28 protein-coding genes and 1 riboswitch are annotated in these 27,000 nt (G+C 41.5%); of the genes, 16 read left to right on the top strand and 12 right to left on the bottom strand.

What is annotated here, in order from left to right; translation table 11 throughout:
- Positions 1–858, bottom strand: a complete 858-nt coding sequence (gene nadC / locus MKO06_RS09505; RefSeq protein WP_241551945.1) for a carboxylating nicotinate-nucleotide diphosphorylase — start codon at positions 856–858, stop codon at positions 1–3.
- Between the two features lie 51 nt (positions 859–909).
- Between nadC and rlmH the strand changes: the two genes are divergently transcribed.
- The 4 genes from rlmH (at position 910) to MKO06_RS09485 (ending at position 4,852) form a co-directional block, all read left to right on the top strand.
- A complete protein-coding gene (gene rlmH, locus MKO06_RS09500; RefSeq protein WP_241551944.1) occupies positions 910–1,383 on the top strand; it encodes a 23S rRNA (pseudouridine(1915)-N(3))-methyltransferase RlmH in 474 nt (157 codons plus the stop codon).
- Positions 1,384–1,956 (top strand): non-canonical purine NTP diphosphatase, encoded by a 573-nt coding sequence (locus MKO06_RS09495; protein ID WP_241551943.1) that lies wholly within the window; start codon positions 1,384–1,386, stop codon positions 1,954–1,956.
- A gap of 274 nt (positions 1,957–2,230) precedes the next feature.
- Complete coding sequence (locus MKO06_RS09490) at positions 2,231–4,009, top strand: DEAD/DEAH box helicase (protein WP_241551942.1); 1,779 nt, start codon at positions 2,231–2,233, stop codon at positions 4,007–4,009.
- A 90-nt stretch (positions 4,010–4,099) separates the two neighbouring features.
- A complete protein-coding gene (locus tag MKO06_RS09485) occupies positions 4,100–4,852 on the top strand; it encodes a carboxypeptidase-like regulatory domain-containing protein (protein ID WP_241551941.1) in 753 nt (250 codons plus the stop codon).
- 12 nt (positions 4,853–4,864) lie between these two features.
- Here MKO06_RS09485 and MKO06_RS09480 read toward each other — a convergent pair whose 3' ends face one another.
- The 4 genes from MKO06_RS09480 to MKO06_RS09465 all read right to left on the bottom strand — a co-directional run bounded on the left by MKO06_RS09480 (position 4,865) and on the right by MKO06_RS09465 (position 9,206).
- The gene (locus MKO06_RS09480; RefSeq protein WP_241551940.1) at positions 4,865–5,392 is read right to left on the bottom strand and encodes an SRPBCC family protein; all 528 of its coding nucleotides are present in this window, start codon (positions 5,390–5,392) and stop codon (positions 4,865–4,867) included.
- A 36-nt stretch (positions 5,393–5,428) separates the two neighbouring features.
- On the bottom strand, positions 5,429–6,082 hold the full coding sequence (locus MKO06_RS09475) for a TrmH family RNA methyltransferase (protein ID WP_241551939.1): 654 nt from the start codon (positions 6,080–6,082) through the stop codon (positions 5,429–5,431).
- A 64-nt stretch (positions 6,083–6,146) separates the two neighbouring features.
- On the bottom strand, positions 6,147–6,971 hold the full coding sequence (locus MKO06_RS09470; protein ID WP_241551938.1) for a CHRD domain-containing protein: 825 nt from the start codon (positions 6,969–6,971) through the stop codon (positions 6,147–6,149).
- A gap of 276 nt (positions 6,972–7,247) precedes the next feature.
- The gene (locus MKO06_RS09465) at positions 7,248–9,206 is read right to left on the bottom strand and encodes a CHRD domain-containing protein (RefSeq protein WP_241551937.1); all 1,959 of its coding nucleotides are present in this window, start codon (positions 9,204–9,206) and stop codon (positions 7,248–7,250) included.
- A 134-nt stretch (positions 9,207–9,340) separates the two neighbouring features.
- Here MKO06_RS09465 and MKO06_RS09460 point away from each other — a divergent pair, with 134 nt between their 5' ends.
- Genes MKO06_RS09460 through purB form a run of 3 tightly spaced genes read left to right on the top strand, consistent with a single transcriptional unit; the run spans position 9,341 to position 11,964 of the window.
- Positions 9,341–10,021 (top strand): SIR2 family NAD-dependent protein deacylase, encoded by a 681-nt coding sequence (locus MKO06_RS09460; protein ID WP_241551936.1) that lies wholly within the window; start codon positions 9,341–9,343, stop codon positions 10,019–10,021.
- A 3-nt stretch (positions 10,022–10,024) separates the two neighbouring features.
- Positions 10,025–10,588, top strand: a complete 564-nt coding sequence (locus MKO06_RS09455; protein WP_241551935.1) for a hypothetical protein — start codon at positions 10,025–10,027, stop codon at positions 10,586–10,588.
- A gap of 38 nt (positions 10,589–10,626) precedes the next feature.
- Positions 10,627–11,964 (top strand): adenylosuccinate lyase, encoded by a 1,338-nt coding sequence (gene purB, locus MKO06_RS09450; protein WP_241551934.1) that lies wholly within the window; start codon positions 10,627–10,629, stop codon positions 11,962–11,964.
- Positions 11,965–12,021: 57 nt separating this feature from the next.
- Here the strand turns inward: purB and MKO06_RS09445 are convergent, their stop codons facing one another.
- From MKO06_RS09445 to MKO06_RS09430, 4 genes are read right to left on the bottom strand one after another with little or no spacing between them, the layout of a single operon-like run.
- Positions 12,022–12,642 (bottom strand): DUF4252 domain-containing protein, encoded by a 621-nt coding sequence (locus MKO06_RS09445; RefSeq protein ID WP_241551933.1) that lies wholly within the window; start codon positions 12,640–12,642, stop codon positions 12,022–12,024.
- A gap of 3 nt (positions 12,643–12,645) precedes the next feature.
- Positions 12,646–13,170, bottom strand: a complete 525-nt coding sequence (locus MKO06_RS09440) for a DUF4252 domain-containing protein (RefSeq protein WP_241551932.1) — start codon at positions 13,168–13,170, stop codon at positions 12,646–12,648.
- A gap of 11 nt (positions 13,171–13,181) precedes the next feature.
- A complete protein-coding gene (locus MKO06_RS09435) occupies positions 13,182–13,628 on the bottom strand; it encodes a hypothetical protein (RefSeq protein ID WP_241551931.1) in 447 nt (148 codons plus the stop codon).
- Positions 13,615–14,124, bottom strand: coding sequence for an RNA polymerase sigma factor (locus MKO06_RS09430; RefSeq protein WP_241551930.1), 510 nt, complete (start codon positions 14,122–14,124; stop codon positions 13,615–13,617). Before MKO06_RS09430 ends, MKO06_RS09435 begins: the two co-directional genes overlap by 14 nt.
- Positions 14,125–14,279: 155 nt before the next feature.
- Here MKO06_RS09430 and MKO06_RS09425 point away from each other — a divergent pair, with 155 nt between their 5' ends.
- Positions 14,280–15,749: a S41 family peptidase gene (locus tag MKO06_RS09425; RefSeq protein ID WP_256946170.1), complete on the top strand. Its 1,470-nt coding sequence runs from the start codon at positions 14,280–14,282 to the stop codon at positions 15,747–15,749.
- 65 nt (positions 15,750–15,814) lie between these two features.
- Here MKO06_RS09425 and MKO06_RS09420 read toward each other — a convergent pair whose 3' ends face one another.
- Together MKO06_RS09420 and MKO06_RS09415 are read right to left on the bottom strand one after the other, a co-directional pair.
- On the bottom strand, positions 15,815–16,876 hold the full coding sequence (locus tag MKO06_RS09420) for a YncE family protein (RefSeq protein ID WP_241551928.1): 1,062 nt from the start codon (positions 16,874–16,876) through the stop codon (positions 15,815–15,817).
- A 12-nt stretch (positions 16,877–16,888) separates the two neighbouring features.
- Positions 16,889–18,718, bottom strand: a complete 1,830-nt coding sequence (locus MKO06_RS09415; RefSeq protein WP_241551927.1) for a TonB-dependent receptor — start codon at positions 18,716–18,718, stop codon at positions 16,889–16,891.
- 33 nt (positions 18,719–18,751) lie between these two features.
- Positions 18,752–19,062: riboswitch (cobalamin riboswitch) on the bottom strand.
- 64 nt (positions 19,063–19,126) lie between these two features.
- On the opposite strand from MKO06_RS09415, the gene MKO06_RS09410 reads away from it, so the two are divergent.
- The 8 genes from MKO06_RS09410 to MKO06_RS09375 all read left to right on the top strand — a co-directional run bounded on the left by MKO06_RS09410 (position 19,127) and on the right by MKO06_RS09375 (position 26,601).
- Positions 19,127–20,263 carry an ABC transporter substrate-binding protein gene (locus tag MKO06_RS09410; protein WP_279346207.1) on the top strand — a complete coding sequence of 379 codons (1,137 nt, stop codon included), beginning with the start codon at positions 19,127–19,129 and terminating at the stop codon, positions 20,261–20,263.
- Positions 20,263–21,294: a FecCD family ABC transporter permease gene (locus MKO06_RS09405; RefSeq protein WP_241551925.1), complete on the top strand. Its 1,032-nt coding sequence runs from the start codon at positions 20,263–20,265 to the stop codon at positions 21,292–21,294. The genes MKO06_RS09410 and MKO06_RS09405 overlap by 1 nt, the downstream gene beginning before the upstream one ends.
- Positions 21,295–22,086, top strand: a complete 792-nt coding sequence (locus tag MKO06_RS09400) for an ABC transporter ATP-binding protein (protein WP_241551924.1) — start codon at positions 21,295–21,297, stop codon at positions 22,084–22,086.
- 73 nt (positions 22,087–22,159) lie between these two features.
- Positions 22,160–23,578, top strand: coding sequence for a DNA recombination protein RmuC (locus MKO06_RS09395; RefSeq protein ID WP_241551923.1), 1,419 nt, complete (start codon positions 22,160–22,162; stop codon positions 23,576–23,578).
- Entirely contained in the window at positions 23,579–24,718 is a 1,140-nt protein-coding gene (locus MKO06_RS09390; RefSeq protein ID WP_241551922.1) for a serine hydrolase domain-containing protein, read from the top strand.
- Position 24,719: 1 nt separating this feature from the next.
- Positions 24,720–25,085 carry a 6-phosphogluconate dehydrogenase gene (locus MKO06_RS09385; protein ID WP_241551921.1) on the top strand — a complete coding sequence of 122 codons (366 nt, stop codon included), beginning with the start codon at positions 24,720–24,722 and terminating at the stop codon, positions 25,083–25,085.
- A 2-nt stretch (positions 25,086–25,087) separates the two neighbouring features.
- Positions 25,088–25,636, top strand: coding sequence for an acyl-CoA thioesterase (locus MKO06_RS09380; RefSeq protein WP_241551920.1), 549 nt, complete (start codon positions 25,088–25,090; stop codon positions 25,634–25,636).
- Entirely contained in the window at positions 25,633–26,601 is a 969-nt protein-coding gene (locus MKO06_RS09375) for a bile acid:sodium symporter (protein WP_241551919.1), read from the top strand. Before MKO06_RS09380 ends, MKO06_RS09375 begins: the two co-directional genes overlap by 4 nt.
- Here MKO06_RS09375 and MKO06_RS09370 read toward each other — a convergent pair.
- A complete protein-coding gene (locus MKO06_RS09370) occupies positions 26,598–26,990 on the bottom strand; it encodes a DUF423 domain-containing protein (RefSeq protein ID WP_241551918.1) in 393 nt (130 codons plus the stop codon). The two genes, MKO06_RS09375 and MKO06_RS09370, sit on opposite strands and share 4 nt — an antisense overlap.
- Between the last annotated feature and the right edge of the window lie 10 nt (positions 26,991–27,000).

Genomic DNA, 27,000 nt, shown 5'->3' with positions numbered 1-27,000 from the left:
TTACACGGCTTTTAGACTAAGATCAAGATTATGTACAGAATGGGTAAGAGCACCGCTGGATACAAAATCCACTCCACATTCGGCATATTCCCGTACTTTTTCCAGGGTGATGCCGCCACTGGACTCGGTGAGGCATTTTCCTCCTATCAATTCTACTGCTTTTCGGGTTTCCTCATAATTAAAATTATCGATCAGAATGCGGTAAATACCATCTGATTTCAGGATCTCGCGGATCTCCTCCATATCCCTGGCTTCTACAATGATCTTAAGATCCAGGTCATTTTCCTTTAAATAAGCTTTCGTTTTTTCGATCGCTTTGGTAATACCACCTGCAAAATCGATATGATTATCTTTAAGCATGATCATATCATAAAGCGCGAAACGGTGATTTTCCCCACCACCAATCTTTACAGCCCATTTTTCCAGCGCCCTGATTCCTGGTGTGGTCTTTCTTGTATCCAGGATCTTTGTTTTGGTTCCCTCCAGTTTCTGAACAAATTCAGAGGTTCTTGTTGCTATTGCGCTCATTCGCTGCATAGCGTTAAGCACGAGCCTTTCAGCTTGAAGAATAGACTGTGAGGTTCCTTCAATATAAAAAGCGACATCTCCTTTTTTAATTCTATCCCCATCATTCATCAAAATGTTCATCTTAAGATCTGGATCAACATATTCAAAAACCCTCCTGGCAAATTCGATCCCTGCCAGGACTCCCCTATCCTTTACCAGCAATTTTGCTTTTCCTTTAATTTCTGAAGGAATACAGGCCAGGGAACTGTGATCCCCATCTCCTACATCTTCCCGAATCGCATTTTTAATTATTATTTCAATTTCTTTTTCGAATTGTTCCGGTGAGATCATATTCTCTGCTTATTTTTGTAAATGTAGTAAAGTCTCTACTAAAATAAGGGAATGACAATAAAATTAGTCTGTATCGGGAAAACCGATAAAAAGGAACTGGAAGACCTGATCGATATCTATTTTGCCAGGCTTCAGCATTATGTAAAATTTGAGCTTGAGATCATTCCAGACCTTAAAAAGGCCAAAAATCTTGATGAAAATCAGCAGAAAGCAAAGGAAGGCGAATTGATCCTTGCGGGTGTTCAGAATGCTGATTTCATGGTTTTGCTGGATGAGAATGGCAAACAATTCAGTTCTGAAAGCTTTTCAGAATATATTCAAAAACGAATGAATACTGGCCTAAAGAGACTTATTTTTGTAATTGGCGGACCTTACGGATTTTCACCTGAGGTCTATCAACGAGCGAATTCAAAAATTTCACTTTCAAAAATGACCTTTTCCCACCAAATGGTAAGACTTTTTTTTACCGAGCAATTATACAGAGCCTTTACCATCCTGAAAAACGAACCCTATCACCACAGATAAATGAAATTAGTATTTGCCACCCACAACAAGAACAAGTTCAACGAGGTACAAACCATGTTACCTTCACATATTGAACTTCTTAGCCTGGAAGATATAGGTTGCACCGAGGAGATCGAGGAAACCGGCGACACCATTGACGAAAACGCCATTCTTAAGGCCGAGTATGTTAAAAATAATTACGGCCACGATTGCTTTGCAGATGATACCGGACTCGAAGTGGATTCGCTTGCCGGGGCTCCCGGAGTCTTCTCTGCACGTTACGCGGGGGAGCCTAAAGATGATAATGCCAATATCGAAAAATTATTAAGGCAATTAGAGAAACAAAATGACAGGTCGGCTAGGTTTAAGACCGTTATCGCTCTTAATCTGGATGGCAGGGAGAATTTATTCACCGGGATTTGTCAAGGTGTTATTTTAAAGGAACGAATTGGTTCTATGGGCTTTGGCTACGATCCCGTTTTTCAGCCTAAAGGTTATACAAAAAGCTTTGCGGAAATGAACATGGATGAAAAATCAGTTATCAGCCACAGGGGAATCGCTTTTAGAGAGTTGATCGAATATCTCTCCAAGTAATTTCTAAATTTCTGAATATTTTATTGCTGAACCGAAATTAACATTCTGCGGAATAGCCTGTAATAACAGGAGTCCAGGCAGCTTAAATTTCTGATTTATAAAGATTTAAACTTATTATTTCTAAAAACTCATTGAAACCAGAAATAATAGTGTACATTTGCCGCTTGAAAAATTCCTCAGGGTGAGGATGTGTTACTGGAAGTTTAGGTTTAAGTATGTCGATTCGCTTCTTATGTAACACTTACATATCATAATCGAATACTTACATAAACGAATGAACGCATTCCAAGAACTTGGACTGGACGCAGATTTGCTACAGGCCATTACCGACATGGGCTTTGAAACCCCAAGTGAAGTACAGGAAAAATCAATCCCAATTTTATTACAACAGGAAACCGACCTTGTGTCTCTGGCACAAACAGGTACCGGTAAAACAGCCGCTTTTGGTTTCCCGCTAATTCAGAAAATCAACCCGGGATCTAAAAAGACCCAGGCTTTGATCCTTTCTCCAACTCGTGAACTTTGTCTTCAGATCACCAATGAACTGAAGCTCTATTCAAAATACAAGAAATCATTGAACGTTGTCGCTGTTTATGGTGGTGCAAGTATCACCGAACAGGCGAAATCTATTTCCAGAGGTGCACAGATCATCGTGGCTACACCGGGAAGGATGCAGGATATGATCAGGAGAAACCTGGCCGATATTTCGAATATCGACTACTGTGTGCTGGATGAGGCAGATGAAATGCTGAACATGGGCTTTTATGAAGACATCAAAAGCATTCTTTCTCATACTCCACAGGAAAAGAAGACCTGGCTATTTTCGGCAACCATGCCAAAAGAAGTAGCGAAGATCGCAAAGAAATTCATGAGCAACCCGGTTGAAATAACCGTAGGTTCAAAAAATACCGGAACTGCTAACGTTTCTCACGAATATTACCTGGTAAATCATCGCAACCGCTATGATGCCCTTAAAAGGCTCGCAGATGCGAATCCAGATATCTTTTCGGTAATTTTTTGTCGTACCAAAAGAGATACGCAAAAGGTTGCTGAAAAACTTATCGAAGATGGTTACAACGCAGCAGCACTTCATGGTGACCTGAGCCAGAACCAGCGTGACCTGGTTATGAAAAGTTTCAGAACACGCCAGATCCAGATGCTGGTAGCTACCGATGTTGCTGCACGTGGAATTGATGTGGATGATATTACGCATGTGATCAACTACCAGTTGCCAGATGAAATAGAAACCTACACTCACCGTAGCGGACGTACAGGACGTGCAGGAAAACAGGGAGTTTCTATGGTGATCATTTCAAAAAGCGAAGTTCGCAAGATCAGGACTATTGAAAAGATCATTCAGCAGAAATTCGAGCAAAAGGAAATTCCAGATGGAAAGGAGATCTGTAAGATACAGTTATTCCATTTGGCAGAAGATATCAGGAAAACCGAGATCAATCATGATATTGATCCTTACCTTCCTACGATCAATGAAGCCCTTGAATCTTTCACTAAAGAAGAACTTATCAAGAAGTTCTTTTCGGTAGAATTCACCCGTTTCTTTAATTATTACGAGAAAGCGCCAGATCTTAGTTCAGAATCTTCCGGTGGAAGGCCAGAGGTTTCTGAAGGAAACACAAGATACTTCATCAATGTAGGTTCTAAGGACGGTTTTGACTGGAAGAGCCTGAAAGACTTCCTTAAGGAGGAATTAAACCTTGAAAGAGACGATGTATTTAAGGTAGATGTAAAGGGTAGTTTCTCTTTCTTTAATACCGATGAACAGCATACCGATCTTATTCTTAGCACCTTTAGCGAATTCAATCACAACGGAAGATTTGTGAACGTTGAAGTTACTAAAGACAAAGGTTCTGATAAAGGTGGACGTCGAAGAGATCGCGGTGGATCAAAACGAAACGGAAAGAACTTTGATAAAAAAGGAAGTGATTTTGGCGGTCGAAGAAGATCAGACAGAACTGAAAAAAAAGGTGGGCGCAAAGCCAACCGAAGCAAGAATATCGAAAATTCTCTGAAAAGGAGAAGATCGAAAGCCTAATTAAAAAGGGTTAGAAAAAATGCCAGACTTAAATCTTTAAGTTTGGCATTGTTTTTTAGGAGGATTTTATATTTTTAGCCCCCAATTGTTATGAAACAAACCTTACTCCTATTTTTCATGCTTTTTACCGCCATGGTTTCTGCACAGGACGTGGTGACCGGTACGGTAATGAACGCAGCAAATGACAATCCTATCGAGAATGTACACATCGTAAACCTTAACCAGGTTAAAGGTGCAGTGACCAATGAAGATGGTGAATTTGAATTACAGGCAACCGTTAATGATACGCTGTATTTTTCTTACCTGGGATTCAGATCCATTAGGGTAAGGGTTACCAACGACTGGTTAAAATATGGAAATGTTAAGGTAAAAATGACCGAACTTGGTTTTGCCCTCGAAGAAGTAACGGTTAACACCGTTAATCTTACCGGTTACCTTGAAATAGACGCCAAGAACATCCCGATCTATGAAAATTACAGGTATAGTATCTCGGGATTAAATACGGGTTATGAAGGCGGTGACACTTCGCCAAATGCTGTAACAAAGGCCATAAGGTCGCTTTCCAATCCTGCCGATCTGGTCTATAATATCTTCGGAAACCGGCCCCGGCAGATGAAAAAACTGCGGCAAATGAAACAGGATGAAAATATTCGTAATCTGCTTCGGAATAAGTTTGACAGGGAAACCTTAATGGCTCTACTTCAGGTAAACAAGGCTGAAATTAACGAGATACTAAATAATTGTAATTATTCTGAAGATTTCATGAAATCTGCGAACGATCTTCAAATCCTGGATGCCATCAGCAGTTGCTACGAGGAATACAAGGTGCTTCAGAAGAATTAAAGCAAAGTATTATTATTTATCAAGTATTCGTTTAAGTTGTCTTAAACCTATTTCCAGCTCCTTTCCAAAAGCTTTCTCTGGCGGATAAAATAAACTGATAATGGTCAAGGGAAATGCGAGGTTTCCGCGAATTCCCCATACCAGTTTTGACTTTTCGGGTTCCAGCTCCTTAACCCCAATATAGGTTATGGCGTTGACCTTAAATGGCTTTACGAAAAGAATCCTTGTTTCCAGGACTCTCCCCTGCTTTGTTTTGGTGATGCGCTGAATGCCCTCTCCAACCTTGCGATTGCCTTTCCAGTAAAAACTGGCTCCAACCTTACCATCGTCTCCCTTATATTTCATAACCGCATTAGAATCCCTCGTAAACCACGGATTCCAGTGTTGTTGTTTTTTCAATTGCCGTACGAAATTAAAAACCTCTTCACGAGATCTCCTTATGATGACGGTACGACTAATATCATATTCCTTTTTTACCCAGGCGTGCAAAAAGGCAAAAAAAGTGATGATCGCAATAATGAGATAAAAAAACAGAGTCATGACTTAGGGCTATGGTCGGTAAAAAGTTACGAATAATTACGATTTGAGAAAGCGTTCTATAATCTGATCTGAATTTTTTATCGTTTTTTTCATCCATTCCAGCCTGATCCTGAACTTTTCTTCGTCACTCAGACGCCAGGAAATTTGAGAATGCTTCAGCCTTTGAGTAAGACTATGAAGAATAATGGCCGCTGAAACCGAAATATTGAGACTCTCTGTAAAACCTACCATAGGGATCTTGATACAGGCATCTGCCTGCTCGATCATTTCCTGGGGTAAACCATCTTTTTCGGTTCCGAAGAAAATGGCTGCGGGCGATGTTAAATCGAATTCTTCAGGAGTGACCGCATTTCCATGCGGACTTGTTGCCACTATGCGATATCCATTTTTCTTCAAATTCTCCATACAGGCAGCGGTGGAATTATATCGATTGATGCTTACCCATTTCTGGGCTCCCATGGCAATCTCTTTATCGATTCGCCTCGGAAATTTTTCTTCGATCACATGAATGTTCTGAATTCCGAAAACATCGCAACTTCTAACCACAGCGCTGGTATTATGTAACTGGTATACATCCTGGGTAACCAGGGTTAAGTGGTTGGTCCTTTCAGCCAGAACCTTATCAAAAAGCGACTTACGTCTGGGGGTAAGATATTCTTCCAGGTAATTTGAAATACTTTCATCCATCATAGGAGGTAAAAATAAAAAAACCCGGCTTTAGGCCGGGCTTTTCCTTAATACTTATTTTCAGTTTTTAGTCATTCGCACCAATATCTCCCTGGGCTACAATTGTTGCCAGATCATCAGCACTTAAATGAACATTGATATAGCCATCATAAGTTATCAGATCTGAATAAGATACAGCCTCACCAGCATCCGTTTCAGATATAGGGGTCATACTCATTCCTGTATCTCCGTCTACCGATTCAAGTGATATTGCGATATCTCCTGGAGCTTCAGCTACCGATCCCATATGGATATGAGCCGGATGGCTTCCTCCTGCAGGAGTTCCTTCAATATCAAGAGTAACAAGGGTTTCACCACTCATTCTTTCCTCGAAAGTTGCGGTACCACTAATGCCATCTACATCCCTGCTATCCAAATCGTAGGTCATTGACTCACCTGTAAGTTCGTTAGATCCAATATCGGTTTGAGCAACTACGGTTGCAAGATCATCAGCACTAAGGTGCACATTGATATACCCGTCAAATTCAACCAATTCATCATAGGTGATCGCATCGCCAGCATCGGTCATATCGATCATGGTCGTACTCATTCCAGTTCCACCATCTACTGGTTCGAGGCTAATGGCAATTCCACCACCTTCAGCAGCCGAATTAAAATGAATATGCGCCGGGTGCATATTTCCACTTGATGTTCCGTTCAGGTCAAGTTCAACGGTAGTACTCCCGTCTTCATTTTCCATAAAAGTCGCGGTTCCCGAAACTCCGGAATCTGACCTTTCTTCCAGATTATAAACCTTCGTTTCTCCTTCAAAAGGAATGTCTACGGCATCGTCGTCATCACTACAACCTACCAGGCCTACAATACTCAATAATAAGATTGATAATTTTTTCATTTCTAAACAATTTTAATTTAAGTTCTTATGCTTCGAAGGTGGGAAATCCGTTAGTAGATGGAGTGAAAGTTTTCCTAAAATCTATTTGAAGTAACTAATTTTAACTCCAGGTTGTGAGTTCTGGCCCTACAAACTATAAAATGTAACTTTCTTTAACTTATCCCTGTAATTATCATAAAAATTTTTAAAAGGATCGTTTAAAATTCTGTTGCACAGGCCTGGACAAAAAAATACCCGGCACATGGCCGGGTATTAAAATCTCAGAGGACCTCAGTATTATTCGTTGGAACCAATATTACCCTGCGCAACCAGCACATCAAGCTGCTCGGCACTCAGGTGAACATTGATATATCCATCATACATGGTCAAGGTTTGGAAATCGACCATTTCAGCCTCTTCACCTTCAGCAGCATTAAATTCACTAACATTGGTAAGGCTCATCCCGGTTTCGCCCATTACACTATTAAGTGTGATAGCGATATCACCAGGTGCTTCAGCAACCGATCCCATATGTATATGAGCGGGATGCATTCCATCTACAGGAGTATTCTGAATAGATAGTGTCACCAAAGTTTCTCCATTCACCCTTTCTTCGAACATGGCAGTACCCATAATTCCATCAATATCTACACTACCTAGATCGTAAGTTGCAGATTCTCCGGTAAGGTCATTCTGGCCAATATCTCCCTGGGCTACAATCACACCTAGTTGATCAGCGCTTAAATGAACGTTCACATAACCATCATAATCTAATACTTCTTCATACCCGAACAAGCTTCCGTCATCAAGACTCGCAACATTGGTCATACTCATTCCGGTACTTCCATTAACCATGTTAAAGGTAAAAGCGATATCACCGCCTTCTGCTGCCGTGTTCATATGGATGTGTGCCGGATGCATTCCTCCATCAGGTGTATTGTCCAGCATAATAGTCGCAAGGGCTTCACCATTTATTCTTTCTTCGAAAACCACGCTTCCCATTATTCCGTCCACATCCTTAGATCCAAGGTCATAGGTTTTAGTTTCCCCGGTGAGTTCATTTTGTCCAATATCTCCCTGGGCTACCAGAGTACCAAGATCATCTGCACTCAAATGTACATTGATGTATCCATCATAATTCAGCAAGTCATCATAACCAAACATAGTACCATCATTAAGTTCTGCTACATTGGTCATGCTCATCCCGCTGTCTCCCATAACAGGGTTGAAAGTAAAAGCGATATCTCCACCTTCAATAGCAGTATTCATATGAATATGAGCAGGGTGTATTCCATCTTCAGGGGTGTTTTCAAGCATCAGGGTTGCCAGGGCTTCTCCATTAACTCGCTCTTCAAAAGTGGCAGTTCCCATAATTCCTTCTACATCTTTAGATTCCAGCTCATAGGTTTTTGATTCACCGGTAAGTTCGTTCTGTCCAATATCTCCCTGGGCAACCAGGGTACCAAGATCATCACTGCTTAAATGTACATTTACGTAACCATCGTAGTCCAGTACGGCATCATAGCCAAACATACTACCATCGTCAAGTGCTGCTACGTTGGTCATACTCATTCCAGAATCCCCATTAACAGGATTGAACGTGAAGGCTATATCACCCCCTTCAGCAGCTGTATTCATGTGAATATGTGCCGGGTGCATGCCACCGTCAGGTGTATTGTCTAGCATAATAGTCGCAAGGGCCTCGCCGTTCATTCTTTCTTCAAACATCACGCTCCCCATAATTCCGTCAACGTCACGGGATTCAAGCGTGTAGGATTTTGATTCTCCAGTAAGGTCATTTTCACCTATATCACCCTGGGCGATTAAGGTAGCAAGGTCATCTGCGCTCAGGTGAACATTGATGTATCCATCAAACTCGATAGCCTCCATATAAGTTATTGAAGTACCATCATCCAGAGCAGAAAATGTAGTAGTACTCATTCCTGAAGATCCATCAACAGGATCGAGGGAAATGGCTATATCTCCTCCTTCAGCTGCCGAATTATAATGAATGTGAGCAGGATGCATACCTGAGGTCGTGCCATCCAGGTCCAGTTCTACAGTAGTACTTCCATCTTCATTCTCGGTAAAGGTGGCGGTTCCTGAAACCGAAGAGTTCATGGTAGAAGAAAGGTCGAAGGTCGTGACCTCGCCCATAAAATCATCGCCTTCATCAACAGGCAGGTCGTCATCGCTACTACAACTCATAATTAGAAAAGGCATGGCCATTAGTAGCATTTGGAATAAATTTTTCATAAGTTCAATTAAATTTGATTAATTAATTTTTTGGTGAAAAGCATATTTTACTTTTCTGATCTACCTTACTTACGGGCTTAGGAGAGCTGCCGGACGTTAATTAAATCAAAAAACCATCTTAATTTTTTGTTAACATGAAGAAGCTGGTCATATTAAGCGGTGCAGGAATAAGTGCTGAAAGCGGTATTAAAACCTTTCGCGATGCCGATGGGCTTTGGGAAGGCCATGATGTAATGGAAGTGGCATCTCCGGTTGGATGGGATAGAAATAAAGAACTGGTCCTCAATTTTTATAATCAGCGAAGAAGGCAATTATTAAAAGTTCAGCCCAATAGGGCCCATGAAGCCCTAGTTGACCTCGAAACGAAATACGATGTACATATCATTACCCAGAATATAGATGATCTCCACGAACGGGCAGGTAGCACTCAGGTGGTTCATCTTCATGGAGAATTGCTGAAAGCACGCAGCACCTTTGATGATGACCTGGTGATGGATTGGAAAAACGATATACGAATAGGTGATTTTTGCGAGCATAACCGGCAGTTAAGGCCCCATGTAGTATGGTTTGGAGAACCGGTACCCATGTTTCAAAAAGCTGCTGAAATTATGGAAACGGCAGATATTGTTGTTATCATAGGTACTTCCATGCAGGTTTACCCTGCAGCCGGGTTGGTAGATTTTGCCCCTCGGGATGCCCGGTTCTATTTTATCGATCCCAGGCCAAATATTCGGGAATCAGACAGACTTGAAATTATTGAAAAAACAGCGGTAAAAGGAGTGCCGGAACTGGTAGATCGTTTGCTGAATTCCTGATTTATGGAGATTCGTAATATTCTCCAGGAAATGAACACCAGCCTGGCCTCGAGAGAAAACGCGGCCAAAATTTTAATAGGCAGACCCCGGTTGATCCAGGATGCAGTTTCTCTTTTAAATGAGAATGAAACGAAATTAAGTATCAAGGCACTCTACTGTCTTGAGATCCTTGCCAGAAAAGATATTGACTTGCTGATGGATCAACTCAAGCATTTAACCCATTATGCAAAAACTTCAGAAAATTCTTCGGCTAACCGATGCCTGGCAAAAATATTCAGCCTCGCAACAGAGAAGGATTCATTAGCTGGAAAAACCAGTTATCTCCCTTCAGAAATAAAAGAAAGCATTATGGAAACCTCGTTTTCATGGTTGATTAGGGAGGAAAGTATAGCTGTAAAGGTTTTTTCCATGCAGACCCTCTGGGATTTAAGATGTGAAAACGACTGGATAGCTGCAGAATTGAAGGCTGTTCTGCAAAACGATTTTCCAGGTGCCAGTGCGGGATACCAATCCAGGGCGAGAAAGATTCTAAGGAAATTGAACCATGAGTTTTCAGATAAGATTTGAAGCGGTATCTTTACGCTTTTAATTTTAAAAAGTAAAAGATGACATCGCTTACCGCAATCTCGCCTATAGATGGTCGTTACCGGTCGAAAACAAAGGAACTTGCTGCTTATTTTAGTGAAGAAGCACTTATTAGATACCGGGTTAAAGTAGAAGTTGAATACTTTATAGCCCTGTACGAGCAGGGATTACCACAGTTGAAGGATGTAGATAAGTCCAATTTTGAAAAATTAAGAGCTCTTTATAAGAACTTCAGCAGCCTGGATGCACAGGCAGTGAAGGAAATTGAGAAAATAACCAACCATGATGTAAAGGCCGTAGAATACTTTTTAAAAGAAGAGTTCGAAAGGTTAGGCATGACAACTTCCAAGGAATTCATTCATTTTGGTCTTACTTCACAGGATATCAATAACACGGCCATTCCTTTAAGCTTAAAAGATGCCATTGAAGCTGTCTATTTACCTGTTGTAAATGAAGTAATCGAAAAGCTTGAATCCCTGGCCGAAGAATGGAAGAATATTCCGCTTCTTGCCAGAACTCACGGCCAGCCTGCCTCTCCTACCCGACTTGGAAAGGAAATAGCGGTTTTTGTAGTAAGGCTAAAAGAACAATTAAAATACCTGAACAACATTCCGCATGCGGCAAAATTTGGAGGCGCAACCGGTAACTTCAATGCTCATAAAGTCGCATTTCCGGAGATCGACTGGAAAAAATTTGGAAGCGATTTTGTCGAAAATAAGCTGGGTTTACATCATTCATTCCCAACCACTCAAATTGAACATTACGATCATATAGCAAACCTTTTTGATGCGATGAAACGCATCAACACGATTTTGCTTGATCTTGACAGGGATATCTGGACCTATATTTCAGTCGATTATTTTAAGCAGAAGATCAAAAAAGGTGAGATTGGTTCTTCAGCCATGCCACATAAAGTGAATCCTATAGATTTTGAAAATAGTGAAGGAAACCTTGGGATTGCCAACGCGATATTTGAACACCTGGCGGCAAAACTTCCTGTAAGTCGACTTCAGCGCGACCTGACAGACAGCACCGTACTAAGAAATATAGGAGTTCCAATTGGTCACACCATAATTGCCTTTAAATCTACCTTAAAAGGTCTCAATAAACTTCTGCTGAACGAAGAAAAGTTAAATGCTGATCTGGAAGCTAACTGGGCTGTAGCTGCTGAAGCCATTCAAACCATTTTAAGGCGCGAAGGCTATAAGAATCCTTATGAAGCACTAAAAGGTCTAACCAGGACCAATGAAAAGATCACAAAAGAAAGCATTTCAAAATTCGTAGATGAGCTGGACGTTTCAGATGAGATCAAGGCAGAATTACACAAAATAAGTCCACAAAATTATACGGGCATATAACTAAAAAAGCCCCGGGCAGTCATTGCCCGGGGCTTTTTACTCAACTAATTAAAAATATTATTCTTCAGAAGTTGAATTCCCTGAATTCAAACTTTCATCAGAATCCTTAACCTTCCCTACAGAAGTAGAATCGCTCTTACTCATAGAAGGATCAATGATACCTGCAAGAGTTTCAAAGCCCTGCATATTGATGTCTTCTTTGTCCAGGGATTTCATCATTTGCATGATCTTTTCCGGATTCATATCCTTTCCCAGGATCCTGGCAACTCCCAGGCCTTTTTCATCGTCATATCCATATACGATCAATTCATCGATGGCATCATCTTCCCCTGTAAAATAGATCGCAGCTTTACGGTTCCCACCGCCATATTTCATAAGCATCTTATATTTCTCGCTGGTAAAGATCTCATCAAGCCTGGCTTTTTCAGTTTCGAATTTTTCCGGATACTGGTCTGCTCTCAGTGCAAGAACATTTACCTTTTTGATGCTTTCCATGGTTTCACGCTGTTCAGCATTCAGAGACTCAAGATTTGTGAACATACTGGTTGGCACATCAAGGGCCAGAAAATCGGTGTCTTCCTGACTTTCTACGTAATATTTCTGCAGACTTTTACTGTCATCACACGAAGTCATAAAAGCGGTGAAAAGCAGTACAGATAGAATTTTGATAGTTTTCATGATCTAGGATTTTTGATTGGCTTTTTTAAGTTCTTGGGCTCCGGGCATGTTAAGGTCCTCGGTTAACTTATACAGTTGAGACAGGTTAATATTACCGGTAATACTCAGAATTAGGGACATGGGTTCATTATTCTCTTCCCCTTCCAGGAACATCAGTAATTCCTTAACATAATTGTCACTGCTTCCGGGAACCGAATAGAATTTGATCAAGTTCCCAGATTCCTTTACGCTCATCAATTCGCTAAAAGGTTTTTTGTTCAGATAGGTCTTCACATCGGTAGACATCATCTTTCTAACCTCGGGTTTAGTGGTCTTATAGATCTGTATCTGCTCCAGCCCATCGATTAATTTTTTATAGGCAATAGATTCAGGATCATCTCCCATTTCAATCTTATTAGCCATTTTAAAGGCCTGTGGAGATACGGTGAACATATCCACCCCGGCCATATCTTCATATTTTTTAAAGTTCTGAGATACTGAAAGTGCCGGTAATAGGCCAATTAGCAAAATAATTAGTAGTCGTTTCATAGTTTAAAGTATTAGTCGGTTTTTAGAATCTTATTTGTTGTTTTATTGAATTCCTGAAGATAAACGAGGTCTGCAGTTCCTTCGTTCATCAACTGGGATACCATATTTAGGGTTTCCTTGGTTTTTTGAATGGCCATTTCCTCATCACTTACAGAGCTTATGTCATTCTGGTTCAGATCCTGGCTGGATTCATTAAAGAAATACAGACCCACCGCCACAATAAATATGGCTGCGATAGAAGACCAGGCGATCTTTCTGCTGGATGACCCCATTTTGGTTTGGGTCTCAAGCCTTTCATCCTTTTGCTCACTTGTATATCTAAAGATGAGTTTATAGGAACTTAGATGTGGAGGCACCTCATTTTTGAGAAAATACTCCCGAAGCAGGTTCTCCTCTGCTACCGAAGTTCTGCCTTCGTCATAGCGCTCCAGCAGTTTTTCAATTTTATTGAATTCCATAGTTATGTTTTTTTATCAAGTTTTCTCTAATCGCTTTTCTGGCCCTGGACAAAGCCACCCTGATGGCGGTCTGGTTCATTTCCATGATTTCAGCGATCTCTTCATATTCGTATTGTTCAATATCCCTCAGCTGAAATATCATTTTTTGCTGTTCCGGTAGTTTTTCAACTATCCTGCCAAGAAGGGCCATTTCATCATTAACTTCAATTTCTGACTGCAAGGAAGGTGCATTGCTTTCATAATTTTGATGCACGATTCGCAAATGGCTGTTCTTTTTCGATTTCAGCTGATCAAGACAGTAGTTTTTAGTTACCGTCATCGCAAAAGCCTCTACATTGGCATAATGCTTGATCTTTTCCTTTCGGTCCCAAAGTTTAAGAATAACCTCCTGGGTGGCATCTTCAGCCGCCTCCTTCGAAGTAAGGAGCCTTAATGCCAGGCGATACATCTTATCCTTTACAGGATCGATTATATTCAGGAAGGTTCGTTCTTTCATTTGGTTTGGTTGGTTTTATACTGCCTTCTCATCTTTACGACGAATCACAAATAGTTTTGTTACAATTATTTTTTGATTAGCCCTAACTAAGCTATTTTTAAAGCCTTATTAATTTATTAACCTATTACGAGTCTATGAAAATTTTTAAATATTTTATGTATTTCCTTCTAACAGGAGCTTTTCTCGTTTCATGTTCAGAAGATGACGGAATAGAACCCAATCCTAAACCGGAAGGTCCGGAACCAACCGGAAACCTTGAACTAGAGATCAAGGATTTCGTATGGAAAGGAATGAACGAGATCTATGTATATAAAGACCAGGTGGTTGTGCTTGGAGACGATTATTTTAATACCCAAACCGAACTTAATGAATATCTTGAGGAATGGGATACTCCTGAAGATCTTTTTTACGATGGTTTAACGATCCCACAGGATAGATTTAGTTTTATCACCGATGATTATATAGCCCTGGAAAATAGTTTCAGCGGAATTTCTGAAACCACCGGTGTGGATTTTAGACTCTATAGGTTTTCAAACAGCGATAATCTTTTTGGAGTAGTAAGGTATATCATTCCTGGAAGCCCTGCTGAAAATGAAGATATTGAAAGGGGTGACCTATTTAGAAGGCTAAACGGCCAGGAGATCACCATTTCTAATTACCGGGAAATTCTAGCCAGCAGCTCTATCACTTTTGAAATAGCAGAGCTGGTGGATAATACAGTGACGCCAACAGGAGAGTCGGTTACTATTGGCACACAAACCATTACTGAAAATCCAATTCTGGTTAACAAGGTGATAGATGTAGATGGATCTCCGGTAGGTTATCTTTTGTATAACAGCTTTGTAGCAGACTTTGACGAGGAATTGAATGCAGCTTTTGCCGAATTCAAAGCCAATAATGTTACCGATCTTATTATCGATTTTAGATATAATGGAGGTGGAAGCGTACGAACGGCTACCAGGCTGGCGAGTATGATTACCGGTCAGTATACCGATGAAATTTTTGCCAAGCAACAATGGAATAACAAGTATCAGAATTACTTCCTTGAGAACAATCCAGACAGGCTTTATAATCGCTTCACAAATACAATAGATGGTGAAATGATCAATAGCCTGAATCTTGATAAAGTGTATGCAATTGTCTCATCCTCTACGGCATCTGCGAGTGAACTGGTATTAAACGGACTCGAACCTTATATCGATGTTGTGATAATTGGCGATATGACGGTTGGAAAATCTCAGGCTTCTGTAACGCTTTATGATTCTGATGATTTCGGTAGAGGGAATGCTAATCCAGATCATAAATATGCTATTCAGCCACTGGTTTATGAATCGGTAAACGCAAATAATGTGGGTGTACCTTTTGATGGTCTTAGCCCTGATATTGAAATAACCGAAGATATTGGAAATTTAGGCGTCCTGGGTGAAGTATCAGATCCTTTACTTTCAACTGCTATTGAAGCTGTTAAAGGTAACAGATCTGTAATTGGTCTTCTGCAAAAACCAAACTGGTATGAGGGATATTCTGAATCTGGTGCTCTAAGTCCTACCTACCAGAGAATGTACACCGAAGAACTGCCTGAGATTCCAGGACAGAAGAAAAGATTGGATTTCGAAAAACAGTAAACCTAATAATTGGATATAAAAAAGCCTCGCTGAAATGCGAGGCTTTTTTTATACACTAATCTTTATTAATTAAAATAGAAATTATTAGGAGCAACACCGGTTGAAAATTCAGCAATAAAGATACCTGAGGTATCATAAATGGCAACACTACCCGCTGAAGCAAAATCTCCTGCATCTGAAGTGTAAATAAGTCCGTTTTCAACTTCAAAACCATACATCTGTCCATACAGTGAAGAGCTTTCGTAACTGAAAACAGGAGTTTCAGGAGCTACTGCTGAAGCAGTTTGCATTGCGTATACCGAAGTTCCCGACGTAAAATAGATCATTCCGTCTTCAATATCCAGATTGGCAGTATTACCAATAGCACTTAGATCTACCATAGCCGTCTGCTGAAAGTTTTCGGCATCTACTACGTACAGGTTTTGATTGGTTAGAGCATATAAAGAGCCATTTTCAACAGCTAAAGAGTTCAATCCTTCCATCTCCCCTTCTTCATTTTCGAATAACACAATATTTTCCTCAATACTGTTGGTATTTGGGTTGAAAACACGAACAGCGTTCCCAGTTCCATAGGATGCACCTTCAATATAGATCATGCCGTTGCTTTCAACGATTTCAGAAATCGTTCCTCCGGCTACAACAGCTTCTTCTACCTCAAGAGTTTCAAGATCAATAACCGCAACATAATCATCCTCCACAGAGCCAAAATCGGCTATATTGGTAACATAAGCCTTACCATTGAGAATCGTACCGTAAACCGGCACATTCAAACCGTTATCTACTGCTCCTTTATATTCAAAAGTATACCTATCCACCACGGTGATCATATTTGAACCGTTCGAGATGATATAAGCATTTTCCTCATCAAAAAAGATGGACTGCACATACAGCCCCAGGTCCATTCCCTGGTTCACCTGTTCAAAAATATTGTGTTCAACTGCATTGAGATCTTCATCCAGGTAAGATACGGTTCCAGCAGATTGTGACCCCTCATTCAATATAAGTACACCATTAGCATAATCTCCGGGTTGTTCTGTTTCTGGAGGTATTCCATCATCATCAGTGCTACAGGAATTCAGAAAAAAGGCACCTGCAAGGCCCAATAAAAAAAGTTTGCTGTTTTTCATAGTTAATTGATTTTATAAATTGATATTCAGAAAAATATTGAAATTGGTTCCCGGCATAAACCGGTCTTCCACATTTTGATAATCACTATTAAGTAGATTGTTTATTCTCGCCCCGGCGATCCATTGCCGTTTTTCATCCATAGCGTAACTGGCAGAAAAATTAGCCAACACATAGCCGTCAAGGGACTCACTATGGTCTGTTCTGGTAAAAACTTTAGCGTTATAAAGCAGCTGAAGTGAAGGCGTAAAACGTTTCCAGGTATAACCAGCAGTACCGGTTACCTTGTAAAACGGAACATATATAAGCTGCCTGCCGGTATCGCGATCCTGTGAACTGGTATAGGCAAAACTCGCCTGCACGTTCAATTGCTGGTTGTCTTCAAATAGTTTCTCCCAGGACACACGCGATTCGATACCCATTATTTGTACTTCATCTTCATTTCGGGGTCTCCACACGCCATTTTCACCTGGCAACCATCGAATCATTTGCTGAAGCTCATTATAGAAAAGCACCAGTTCAACATCTAAATCTCTTAAGCTGAATCGATTACCTATCTCACCCTGGATGGAAGTCTCTGGATCAAGCTCAGGATTCCCGGAATTGGTCCAGTACAGATCGTTATAGGTTGGTATTCTGAAGTTCTTAGAGGCACTTAGCTGAAGTGAGTAAATATCATTGAATTCATAATTCGCACCAAGAGAAAACAGCACCGGGCTCTCATAATTCTGGGTGATCTCTTTTCGTAAGCCGGCCTCGTATTGAAATTTATCAGAAAGAGCCTGTTTGAATAAAAATGCAGCTGAAAAGATATTCCTTGAATTACTTCCCAGATCACTGCCCTCTCCATCGATATAAGTATTTTGAAGCACCGTATTGATAAGGATGTTTTCTCCTGCCTCATAACTGAGGTCGTATTTAGCGATCAGGTTTTTTGCAACTCCAAGGCTATAAACATCAGATTCAATATTTGCATAATACCTGTAGTTTTCGGTGATATAGGCAAGAGTAGTGACCTGGTCAAAATCTGAGAATTCTGAATTCCATTCCAGTAAGTTTCTGGAATTTAAGTTTGTATACCTTGTTCTGGGTTCTGAAGGCCTGATGAGTGAAAAATGTCTCTCCCCTTCAAAAAGCTCACTAATAAGTTTGATCGTATTGTTAAGGTGGAACCTATGTCCTAGACTTAAATTAATGGCATTGTTATAATACTGGCCGTTCAGGTTCTCTCCCCGATCTTCAGGATATTCATAATCGTTATCACTGCTGTTCCTGGCAAGTGACAAATTAAAGCTCCAGTCATTTTTCGAAAGTTCCAGCTGGTATCTCGCGTCTATCGTATTAAAACTTCCATAGCGAAATACCAGGTGGTGTTCGGTTCTTTCTCTGAAACTAATGATATTGTTCAGGTGAACACTCCCCCCTATGGCACCTGTCCCGTAAACCACACTTCCGCCACCTCCGCGAATAGCGATCTCGTCATAAGCCCCGGAGTTTATCGTATTAAAGTCCAACTGCCCGTTGAACTGGGAGTTGATATTGATCCCATTCCACACTACAGCCGTTTGCGAGGCAGTTGTACCTCTAAATGAAGGGGAACTCACCATACCTCGCCCATTTTCCTTGAAATATACCGGGCTGTTAAAATTCAGGATATCGGTAAGTAACGGATCATTATTTCTGATCAGGGAGTCGGAAAGCTTATGAACCTGTTGACCTGTAGAAAATTCCAGCAACTTCTCGTCGCTCAATAGCACGGTGTCTAAAACGGTAATATCAGTCTGCGCCTTGAGAACAGGGCAAAAGCCAATAACAAATAAGGTATAGAATAGTATGTTTTTCATTAGCGGTAGACCTTTATCCCGAAAGTCACTCGATTTTAGTTTGAAATTCGGGCAGGTCTCCTGGCTCACGTACTGCAATTAACCTTCCCATCTACCTGAGGTAAACAGTGGTTTGAAGATGATTGCAGCCGCCCCGGTATATCGGGACAAAGCTTACAGTTGCGGGAACAGCTCAGGCTTTTGAAGTTAGAGATAAGAAGGTAGAAAAACGAACTCTGCTTCCAATCTGGATTTTACCGGTATGGAAAGCTCGCACTTCCCAATTCGTAAATCCCACTTTACCTGATTCCCTTTTAATCCACGCAGAAATAAATCGGCGCTGAACCAAAATTTCAGTGCGAAAGTAAACAAATTTGTTTAACAAGAAGATCAAAAAATTAAATAATCTTACTTTTGAACTCCAAACGAATGAACGTGCAGAAACTAATTTTCCTAATTCTTGCTCTCGGATTCCTGTCCTGTAAAAACCAGAAGGCTGAATCTGTAAACCAGACTGTAGGTGAAGAGGTGAAAATTGAATATGCATCCGGATTCAGTATAACAGAATTTGAAAATTACAGTTTACTGAAGGTGAATACGCCCTGGCCTGAAGCTGAAAAGCCATTCGTTTACCTTTTATATTCTGAAAAATCCAAGATCCCTGAAAACATTCAATACGATCAAAAAGTACAGGTGCCGGTAGAAAGTATCGTGGTGACTTCCACCACTCACATCCCGGCGCTCGAGGCTTTGAACGAGGAGAATTCCCTGGCTGGATTCCCGGGACTGGATTATATCTCTTCCGAAAAAACGAGGAAGATCATCAAATCGGGAAACATCTCTGAACTGGGCCAGAATGAAAATATAAATACCGAAGTATTGATAGATCTTGCTCCGGAGTTGGTCATAGGCTTTGCCATAAACGGTTCCAACAGCAGCCTGGAAACGATCCAGAAAACAGGAATTCCGGTGATGTATAATGGCGACTGGACCGAGAACAGCCCGCTGGGAAAGGCCGAATGGATCAAGTTTTTCGGAGCTCTTTTCAGCAAGAAAGAATTAGCGGCCAGTATTTTCGAAGATATCAAAACCGAATATCTCAACGCAAAAGACCTGGCTGGAAAGGCAGATGAAACTCCTTCAGTGATCGCCGGTTCGATGTTCAGGGACAACTGGTATATGCCCTACGGAAACTCCTGGCAGGCTCAGTTTTTTGAAGACGCAAACAGCAATTATCTATACTCCGATACCCGGGGTGAAGGTAGTCTTTCCCTTGCTTTTGAAAGCGTGCTGGAAAAGGCTGAAGATGCCGATTTCTGGGTGAGTTCAGGTCAATTCACTTCGTATGAAGAACTCATTTCAGAATCAGAGCACTACAATCGCTTTAGATCGGTTAGAAATGAGAATGTTTACAGCGTAAGTCTTTCAAAAGGCGAAACTGGCGGCATCATCTATTACGAATTGGGACCGCAACGCCCCGACCTTGTTCTAAAAGACCTGATCACGATATTTCATCCGGGCCTTTTAAAGGATCATGAACCGGTTTTCTTTAAACCTTTGAACTAATGCTGAACCAACGGAAATACTCCATAGCACTTATTCTTTTATTTCTGGCGGTTATAGTTACGGCCCTGTTCAACATAAGCCTTGGTTCGGTACAGATACCCGTTTCAGAGGTGACTTCGGCCCTGCTTGGGTTTGATGTTGAAAAAGACACCTGGAAATATATCATTTTAAATTACAGGCTTCCGAAGGCCATTACAGCCATTGTGACCGGTTCCGGACTTGCCGTAAGCGGACTTTTAATGCAAACCTTATTCAGAAATCCGCTTGCAGGACCTTATGTACTGGGTTTGAGCAGTGGCGCCAGCCTTGGGGTAGCCATCATTCTGATGGGTGCTTCGGTTTTTGGAGCCGCCTTTGCTTCCATTCTTCTTTCTGAATGGAGCCTCGTCATTGCTTCCAGCCTTGGAAGCTTACTGGTCATGTTCGCAGTTATCCTTGCCTCCGTCAGGCTTAGAGATACCATGGCAATCCTGATCATAGGTTTGATGTTCGCCAGCCTTACCGCCGCGATTGTTAGCGTTCTCGCCTACTTCAGCCCTGCTTCCCAGTTACAGCAGTATGTTTTCTGGTCTTATGGAAGCCTGGGCAACCTAAGCTGGGAAGAGGTGTATATCCTTGCTGTTTTCTGGCTGGCCGGGATCCTTATCAGCATAGCCAGCATCAAAAACCTTAACTCTCTACTGCTGGGAGAACAATATGCCAGAAGCCTGGGAACCAATATTAAACGAAACCGGTTTATGGTCATTATCGCGACCAGCCTGTTAGCGGGAAGCATCACCGCCTTTGCCGGCCCCATAGCTTTCGTTGGACTTGCTGTTCCACACCTGGTAAGACAAATCATTCCTTCATCGAATCATATTACATTAGTTCCTGCGGTGATATTTGGCGGGGCCATCTTAATGCTGATCTGCGATACCATCGCCCAATTACCCGGCAGTGAATATAGTTTGCCAATTAATGCCATAACTTCGCTTATAGGGGCACCGGTAGTGATCTGGCTGCTGGTACGAAAAAGAAAATTCAACTTTTAGATGAGCCTGGAAACCTCAAATATCGTCCTTGAAACCAAAGACCTTGGCATAGGTTACCGCAAGGGAAGTACCTCCCAGGTTGTGGCTAACGGTATCAATCTTAATATCAGGGAGGGTGAACTAATAGCCGTAATTGGTGTTAATGGAGCAGGTAAATCAACCTTATTACGAACTTTAAGCGGAATACAACCTGGTTTGAATGGCCAGGTACTTATTGATAACAAACAGATCACCAATACCGATCCCGCTGAACTTTCCAAAAACATCAGCCTGGTGCTTACAGAACAACTCATCTCCAAAAACCTGAGCGTGCTTGAGCTGGTCGCCCTGGGACGGCAACCCTATACTAACTGGATAGGCCGTTTGAGCCGAAACGACCTGAAAAAAGTGATGCATGCCATCAAGCTGGTTGATATTGAGAATATCAGGAATAAAAAGTGCCATGAGTTAAGCGACGGCCAGTTTCAAAAAGTTTTGATAGCACGCGCCCTGGCCCAGGATACATCGCTCATCATTCTCGACGAACCTACCACTCACCTGGACCTGTACCACAAGGCCTATGTGCTGAAATTGCTTCAGCAACTTAGTCGTGAAACTAAAAAAGCCATCATTTTCGCATCTCACGAGATCAATCTCGCACTCCAGTTATGCGACAAAATGCTTATTCTTAAAGATAAAAAAGCGCTTTTTGGAAAGCCTGAAGAACTTATTAAATCCAATTCACTTAACGACCTGTTTCCTGGTCATTTAATTCAATTCGATAAGGAATCCTCCAGTTTCAAGATAAAATAAGATGCCGGTAAATTTTGCCTTCCCATCTTTCGGGCGTTCATAAATAAGTATATTTGAAAAAAGCAGCTACTACATGAACGAATTTCTTCTAACTGGAATAATTGCCCTAGTTTCCCTGGGAACCGGTTTCTTTTTAGGCAGGCTAATCTCCAACCTAAGATCTAAAAACGAACAAAGCCGACTGGAAGAAAGAAACGCTCAACTAAAAATTCAAATAGAAGGTCTTAAAAATCAGGTTTACAATATTTTAGAAGAACATAAAGAAAACATTCAGCAACTAAAAAATGAGGCCTATTCCAATCTTCAAAAAGCTGAAAAGGAGCGAGAGGAGATCAGAGCTCAAAAGGAAAAATTAAGCCTTGAACTGGCCACGAAAATTTCGGAATATGATAACCTGAAAGAACGAAATGAGGAGCAAAAGGCAGAAGTAGAAAAATTACAGGAAAAATTCGCCAAGGAATTTGAGAATCTCGCAAACCGTATACTGGATCAGAAATCTGAAAAATTCACCTCTATCAATAAGCAGAATATTGAGAATATCCTGGACCCGCTTCAGAAGAAGATCAGGGAATTTGAAGATAAGGTGGTCAAAAGCGATTCGGAATCTGTAAAACGACATGCAGAACTTGGTGAGAAACTCAAATTCCTGAACGAACAAAGCCTGAAGATAAGTGAAGATGCGAATAACCTCACCAAAGCCCTGAAAGGTGATACCAAAATGCAGGGAAACTGGGGTGAAATGGTTCTGGAAAGGGTTCTGGAACGAAGCGGACTGCAGAAAGACAGCGAGTATTTCGTTCAGCAAAGCTTTCAAAGTGAAGATGGCCGAAGGCAAATGCCAGATGTGATCATTCATTTGCCAGGTGACAAAAAAATGATCGTGGATTCCAAGGTTTCCTTAAACGCTTACGAGCGCTATATCAACGGTTTGGAGGAAGCTGAAAAATCCAGTCATCTTAAAGATCATTTAATTTCGGTTAGAAACAGGGTGAACGAGCTTTCCAACAAGAACTACCATCATCTTTACCAGATGGAAAGCCCGGATTTTGTTTTGCTTTTCATCCCTATCGAAGCGGCTTTTGCGATCGCCTCAAACGAATACCCGGCCCTTTATAGTGATGCTTTCGAAAAGAACATCATCATCGTAACTCCTACCACACTCCTGGCGGTTCTGAAGACCATAGACAGCATGTGGCAGAATGAAAAGCAAAAGCAGAATGCCATAGAGATCGCCACTCAGGCTGGCGCGTTATATGATTCTTTCACAAATCTTACAGACGAATTATTAAAGGTGGGCAAACAACTGGGGACTGTTCAGAATTCTTATGAAGGGGCCATGAAAAAGCTCACCGGGAAAGGAAATCTTCTCAGGAGAGTTGAAAAACTTAAAAAATTAGGAGCCAAAGCCAGTAAACAGGTTGACCAGAAATTAATGAATCAGGCAGAAGTTGAATATCAAGGAGAGCAAATTGAAAATAAAATCAAATCATAAATGACAAAAACTACTTTTTTAAGCCTGCTTGCAGCATTTTTATTGTTTTTACAGGCAGGTGCACAGCAAATCTATTTTCCAGCCGCCGGTGAATGGCAGTCCAGGAAAGCCTCTGAATTCAACCTGAACTTACAGGCAGCCGTGGATTTTGCCCTGGCAAACGAGTATTCAGAATCGAAAGATCTCAGGCGGGCCATTTTAAAAGGGTTTCAGCATGAACCCTATCATGAGATCCTTGGCCCAACAAAACGCCGTGGAGGCCCTGCCGGGATGATCCTGAAAAACGGCTATGTGGTTGCAGAATGGGGTAATACCAAACGAGTGGATATGACCTTTAGCGTTACAAAAAGCTTTCTTGCTACCACTGCTCTTCTTGCAAAGAACCAGGGTTTGATCGCTAACTTTGATGATAAGTTGACCAATTATGTATGGGATGACACCTTTGAAGGTGAGCATAACTCAAAGATCACCTGGAAGCATTTGCTACAGCAAAACTCTGATTGGAGCGGGCAGCTTTGGGGTGGTTTTGACTGGGCAGATCGTCCGCCACGCGACACGGGTATCGATGATTGGAGATCAAGAGAACTCCACGAACCAGGAACTCATTTTAAATACAACGATGTTCGCGTGAACGTGCTTGCCTATTCTTTGCTGAATGTTTTCAGGAAACCTTTGCCAAAGGTCCTGAAGGACGAGATCATGGATCCAATAAATGCGTCTTCTACCTGGAGATGGTTTGGTTACGATAATTCCTGGACGACCATTGACGGTTTCAAAATGCAGTCGGTTAGCGGCGGTGGGCATTCCGGAGGTGGCATGTTCATCAATACCGAAGATATGGCGAGGTTTGGCCTGTTGTTCATGAATAACGGAAACTGGAATGGCAAAAACCTTATCCCTGCCAGCCTAATCGAAGAAGCTATACAGCCTTCAGAGCCAAATCCAGCTTATGGATATATGTGGTGGCTGAACAATGGTAACCGGGAAATGGAAAATATCGACAGGGATATTTTTTATGCTGCCGGATTTGGTGGTAATTTTATCGTTGTAGACAGGAAGAATCAGCTGGTGATCGTAACACGATGGCTTGAGCCATCAAAACTGGAAGATTTCCTGGATCTCATTTATAAAAACCTGTAATATGAAAAGAATTTTAGGCTATATCCTCGGTGGAATTCTGATCCTGTTCCTCGTTTATTTCGCGTTCATTTACTTTATCCCGTATAGTGAAGGAACCCGAAGCGGTGAATTGATCAAATTCAGCAAAAAAGGCGTGGTGTCCAAAACCTGGGAAGGCGAGATTAGCCAGGGAATCAGCGGGGCGCAAATCTTCCAGTTTTCAGTGATGGATAAGGAAAACGAAGTAATAGAAAAGCTGCAGGAATTTGAAGGCAATTATGTCAAGCTTACCTATATTGAACGCTACGATACGTTCTTCTTCTGGGGGGACACCAAGTATTTTATAACGGCCGTGGAAAAATCTGAAAGTCCGCATTTTAGAAATTAGACATGCAAAAAGATTATAAAAAAGTAGAAGCCAGCCAGGTGGTGATCTCAGAACTGATGCTTCCCTCCCATTCTAACTTTAACGGTAAGATCCATGGGGGCTATATACTTTCCCTGTTAGACCAGATCGCATTTGCCTGCGCCTCCAAGCATTCGGGTGCCTATTGCGTGACCGCCAGCGTTGATACGGTTGATTTTTTAAGACCTATCGAAATCGGTGAATTGGTGACGATGAAGGCTTCTGTTAATTATGTAGGCCGAAGCTCTATGGTGATCGGGATTCGCGTGGAAGCTGAAAATATTCAAACCGGCGATACCAAACATTGCAATTCTTCCTATTTCACTATGGTCGCGAAAAACAACCAGGGAGAATCTGTTGAAGTGCCCGGCCTTATTTTGCAGAATGATAATGAAATTAGACGCTTCGCTAAGAGCATCAAAAGAAACAAAATGAAGAAAAAAAGGGTTCAGGAGTTCCATGAAACCGATTTTTCCTCAGAACGCTACCTGCATCTGCTCGAGGAACATAAAGTGAAAATAGAGAAGGATTGAAGTCTTACGGTTTCATATTTGCCATTTTCATCGCCATTGGCATCGCTTATTTTTTTCCCGAAGGAGCCAGCCTGCTTCCGTTAAAGACCATTACTGATGTTGGTATAGGCCTGATCTTTTTCTTTTACGGGCTTAAACTCGCTCCTGCCGAATTTAAAGCCGGTTTATTGAATTACAGGGTGCATATAATCATTCATTTGACCACTTTTATAGTTTTTCCGCTCCTTTGCCTGGCTTGTCTACCCTTATTTGATGAAGGCCTGGCATCTGAACTCTGGATCGCTTTGTTCTTTCTCGGCACTTTGCCTTCTACCGTATCATCTTCGGTAGTGATGGTTGCCCTGGCCAAGGGGAATCTGCCAGCCGCCATTTTCAATGCGAGCCTTTCGGGTTTAATTGGAATTATCGCAACACCCCTCTGGATTGGATTTATACTTGAAAAAACTGCCGATTTCGACTTTCTGAACGTGCTTCAGAAATTATGCCTGCAGATCATCGTCCCGCTGGCTATAGGCTTATTCCTTCAAAGGTTTTTTGGAAACTGGGCCAGAAAATATGGCAAACAGCTGAGCCTTTTTGATAAAACAACCATTATCCTGATCATTTACTATAGTTTCAGCAATAGCTTTAGCTCAGACCTATTAAGAAGTATACAGGCCGAAGAACTACTCAAAATGGCAGTTATTGTACTGGTTTTATTTTTCGTGGTCTTTTACGGCCTTGCAGCAGTTAGCAATTTTATAGGCCTTAATACCGAAGACAAAATTACGGCCCAGTTTTGCGGAACCAAGAAATCTCTGGTACACGGTTCGGTTATGGTTAGGGTGATCTTTGGAAGCTCAGCGAATTCAGGTTTGATCCTTCTGCCCATCATGCTCTACCATTCGGCGCAATTGATCCTGGTAGCCTGGTATGCTGAAAAATATAGAAAAAGAGCCATTCAGCCAGCAGACTTCAGCTCTTAGAGATATAAAGCGATCTCTACAATATTGTAGGTAAAGAGAATCCAGCCTGCGATCAGGAATAATCCACCAATGGGAGTAACCGGACCGAGAATTTTAATTTTTTTGCCCCTTGAATCACTAAAGGTTAATCCGTAGATACTGAATGAAAACAGCATAGTGCCAATTATAAAACACCAGGCGGTAATGATCTCCCCTATTTCAATAAATGGAAATACGATCCCGGAAATTATCAGCATGATGGAATGATAAATCTGGTATCTCACGCCTACCTCGTAGCTTCTTAGCTGGTCATCATTAAAAGACCGCCTTAAAGCATGAGCCCCAAAAGCACCCAGAACTATAGCCAGTGTTCCGAACAAACCGCCAAAAATCAATACCGTTTCTTTCATACAGCAATAA

This window comes from Christiangramia oceanisediminis (genome assembly GCF_022570735.2).
GTDB classification, from domain to species: Bacteria; Bacteroidota; Bacteroidia; order Flavobacteriales; family Flavobacteriaceae; genus Christiangramia; species Christiangramia oceanisediminis.
Note: the sequence above shows the minus strand (reverse complement) of the source record. Positions and strands in the feature narration are given on the sequence as shown.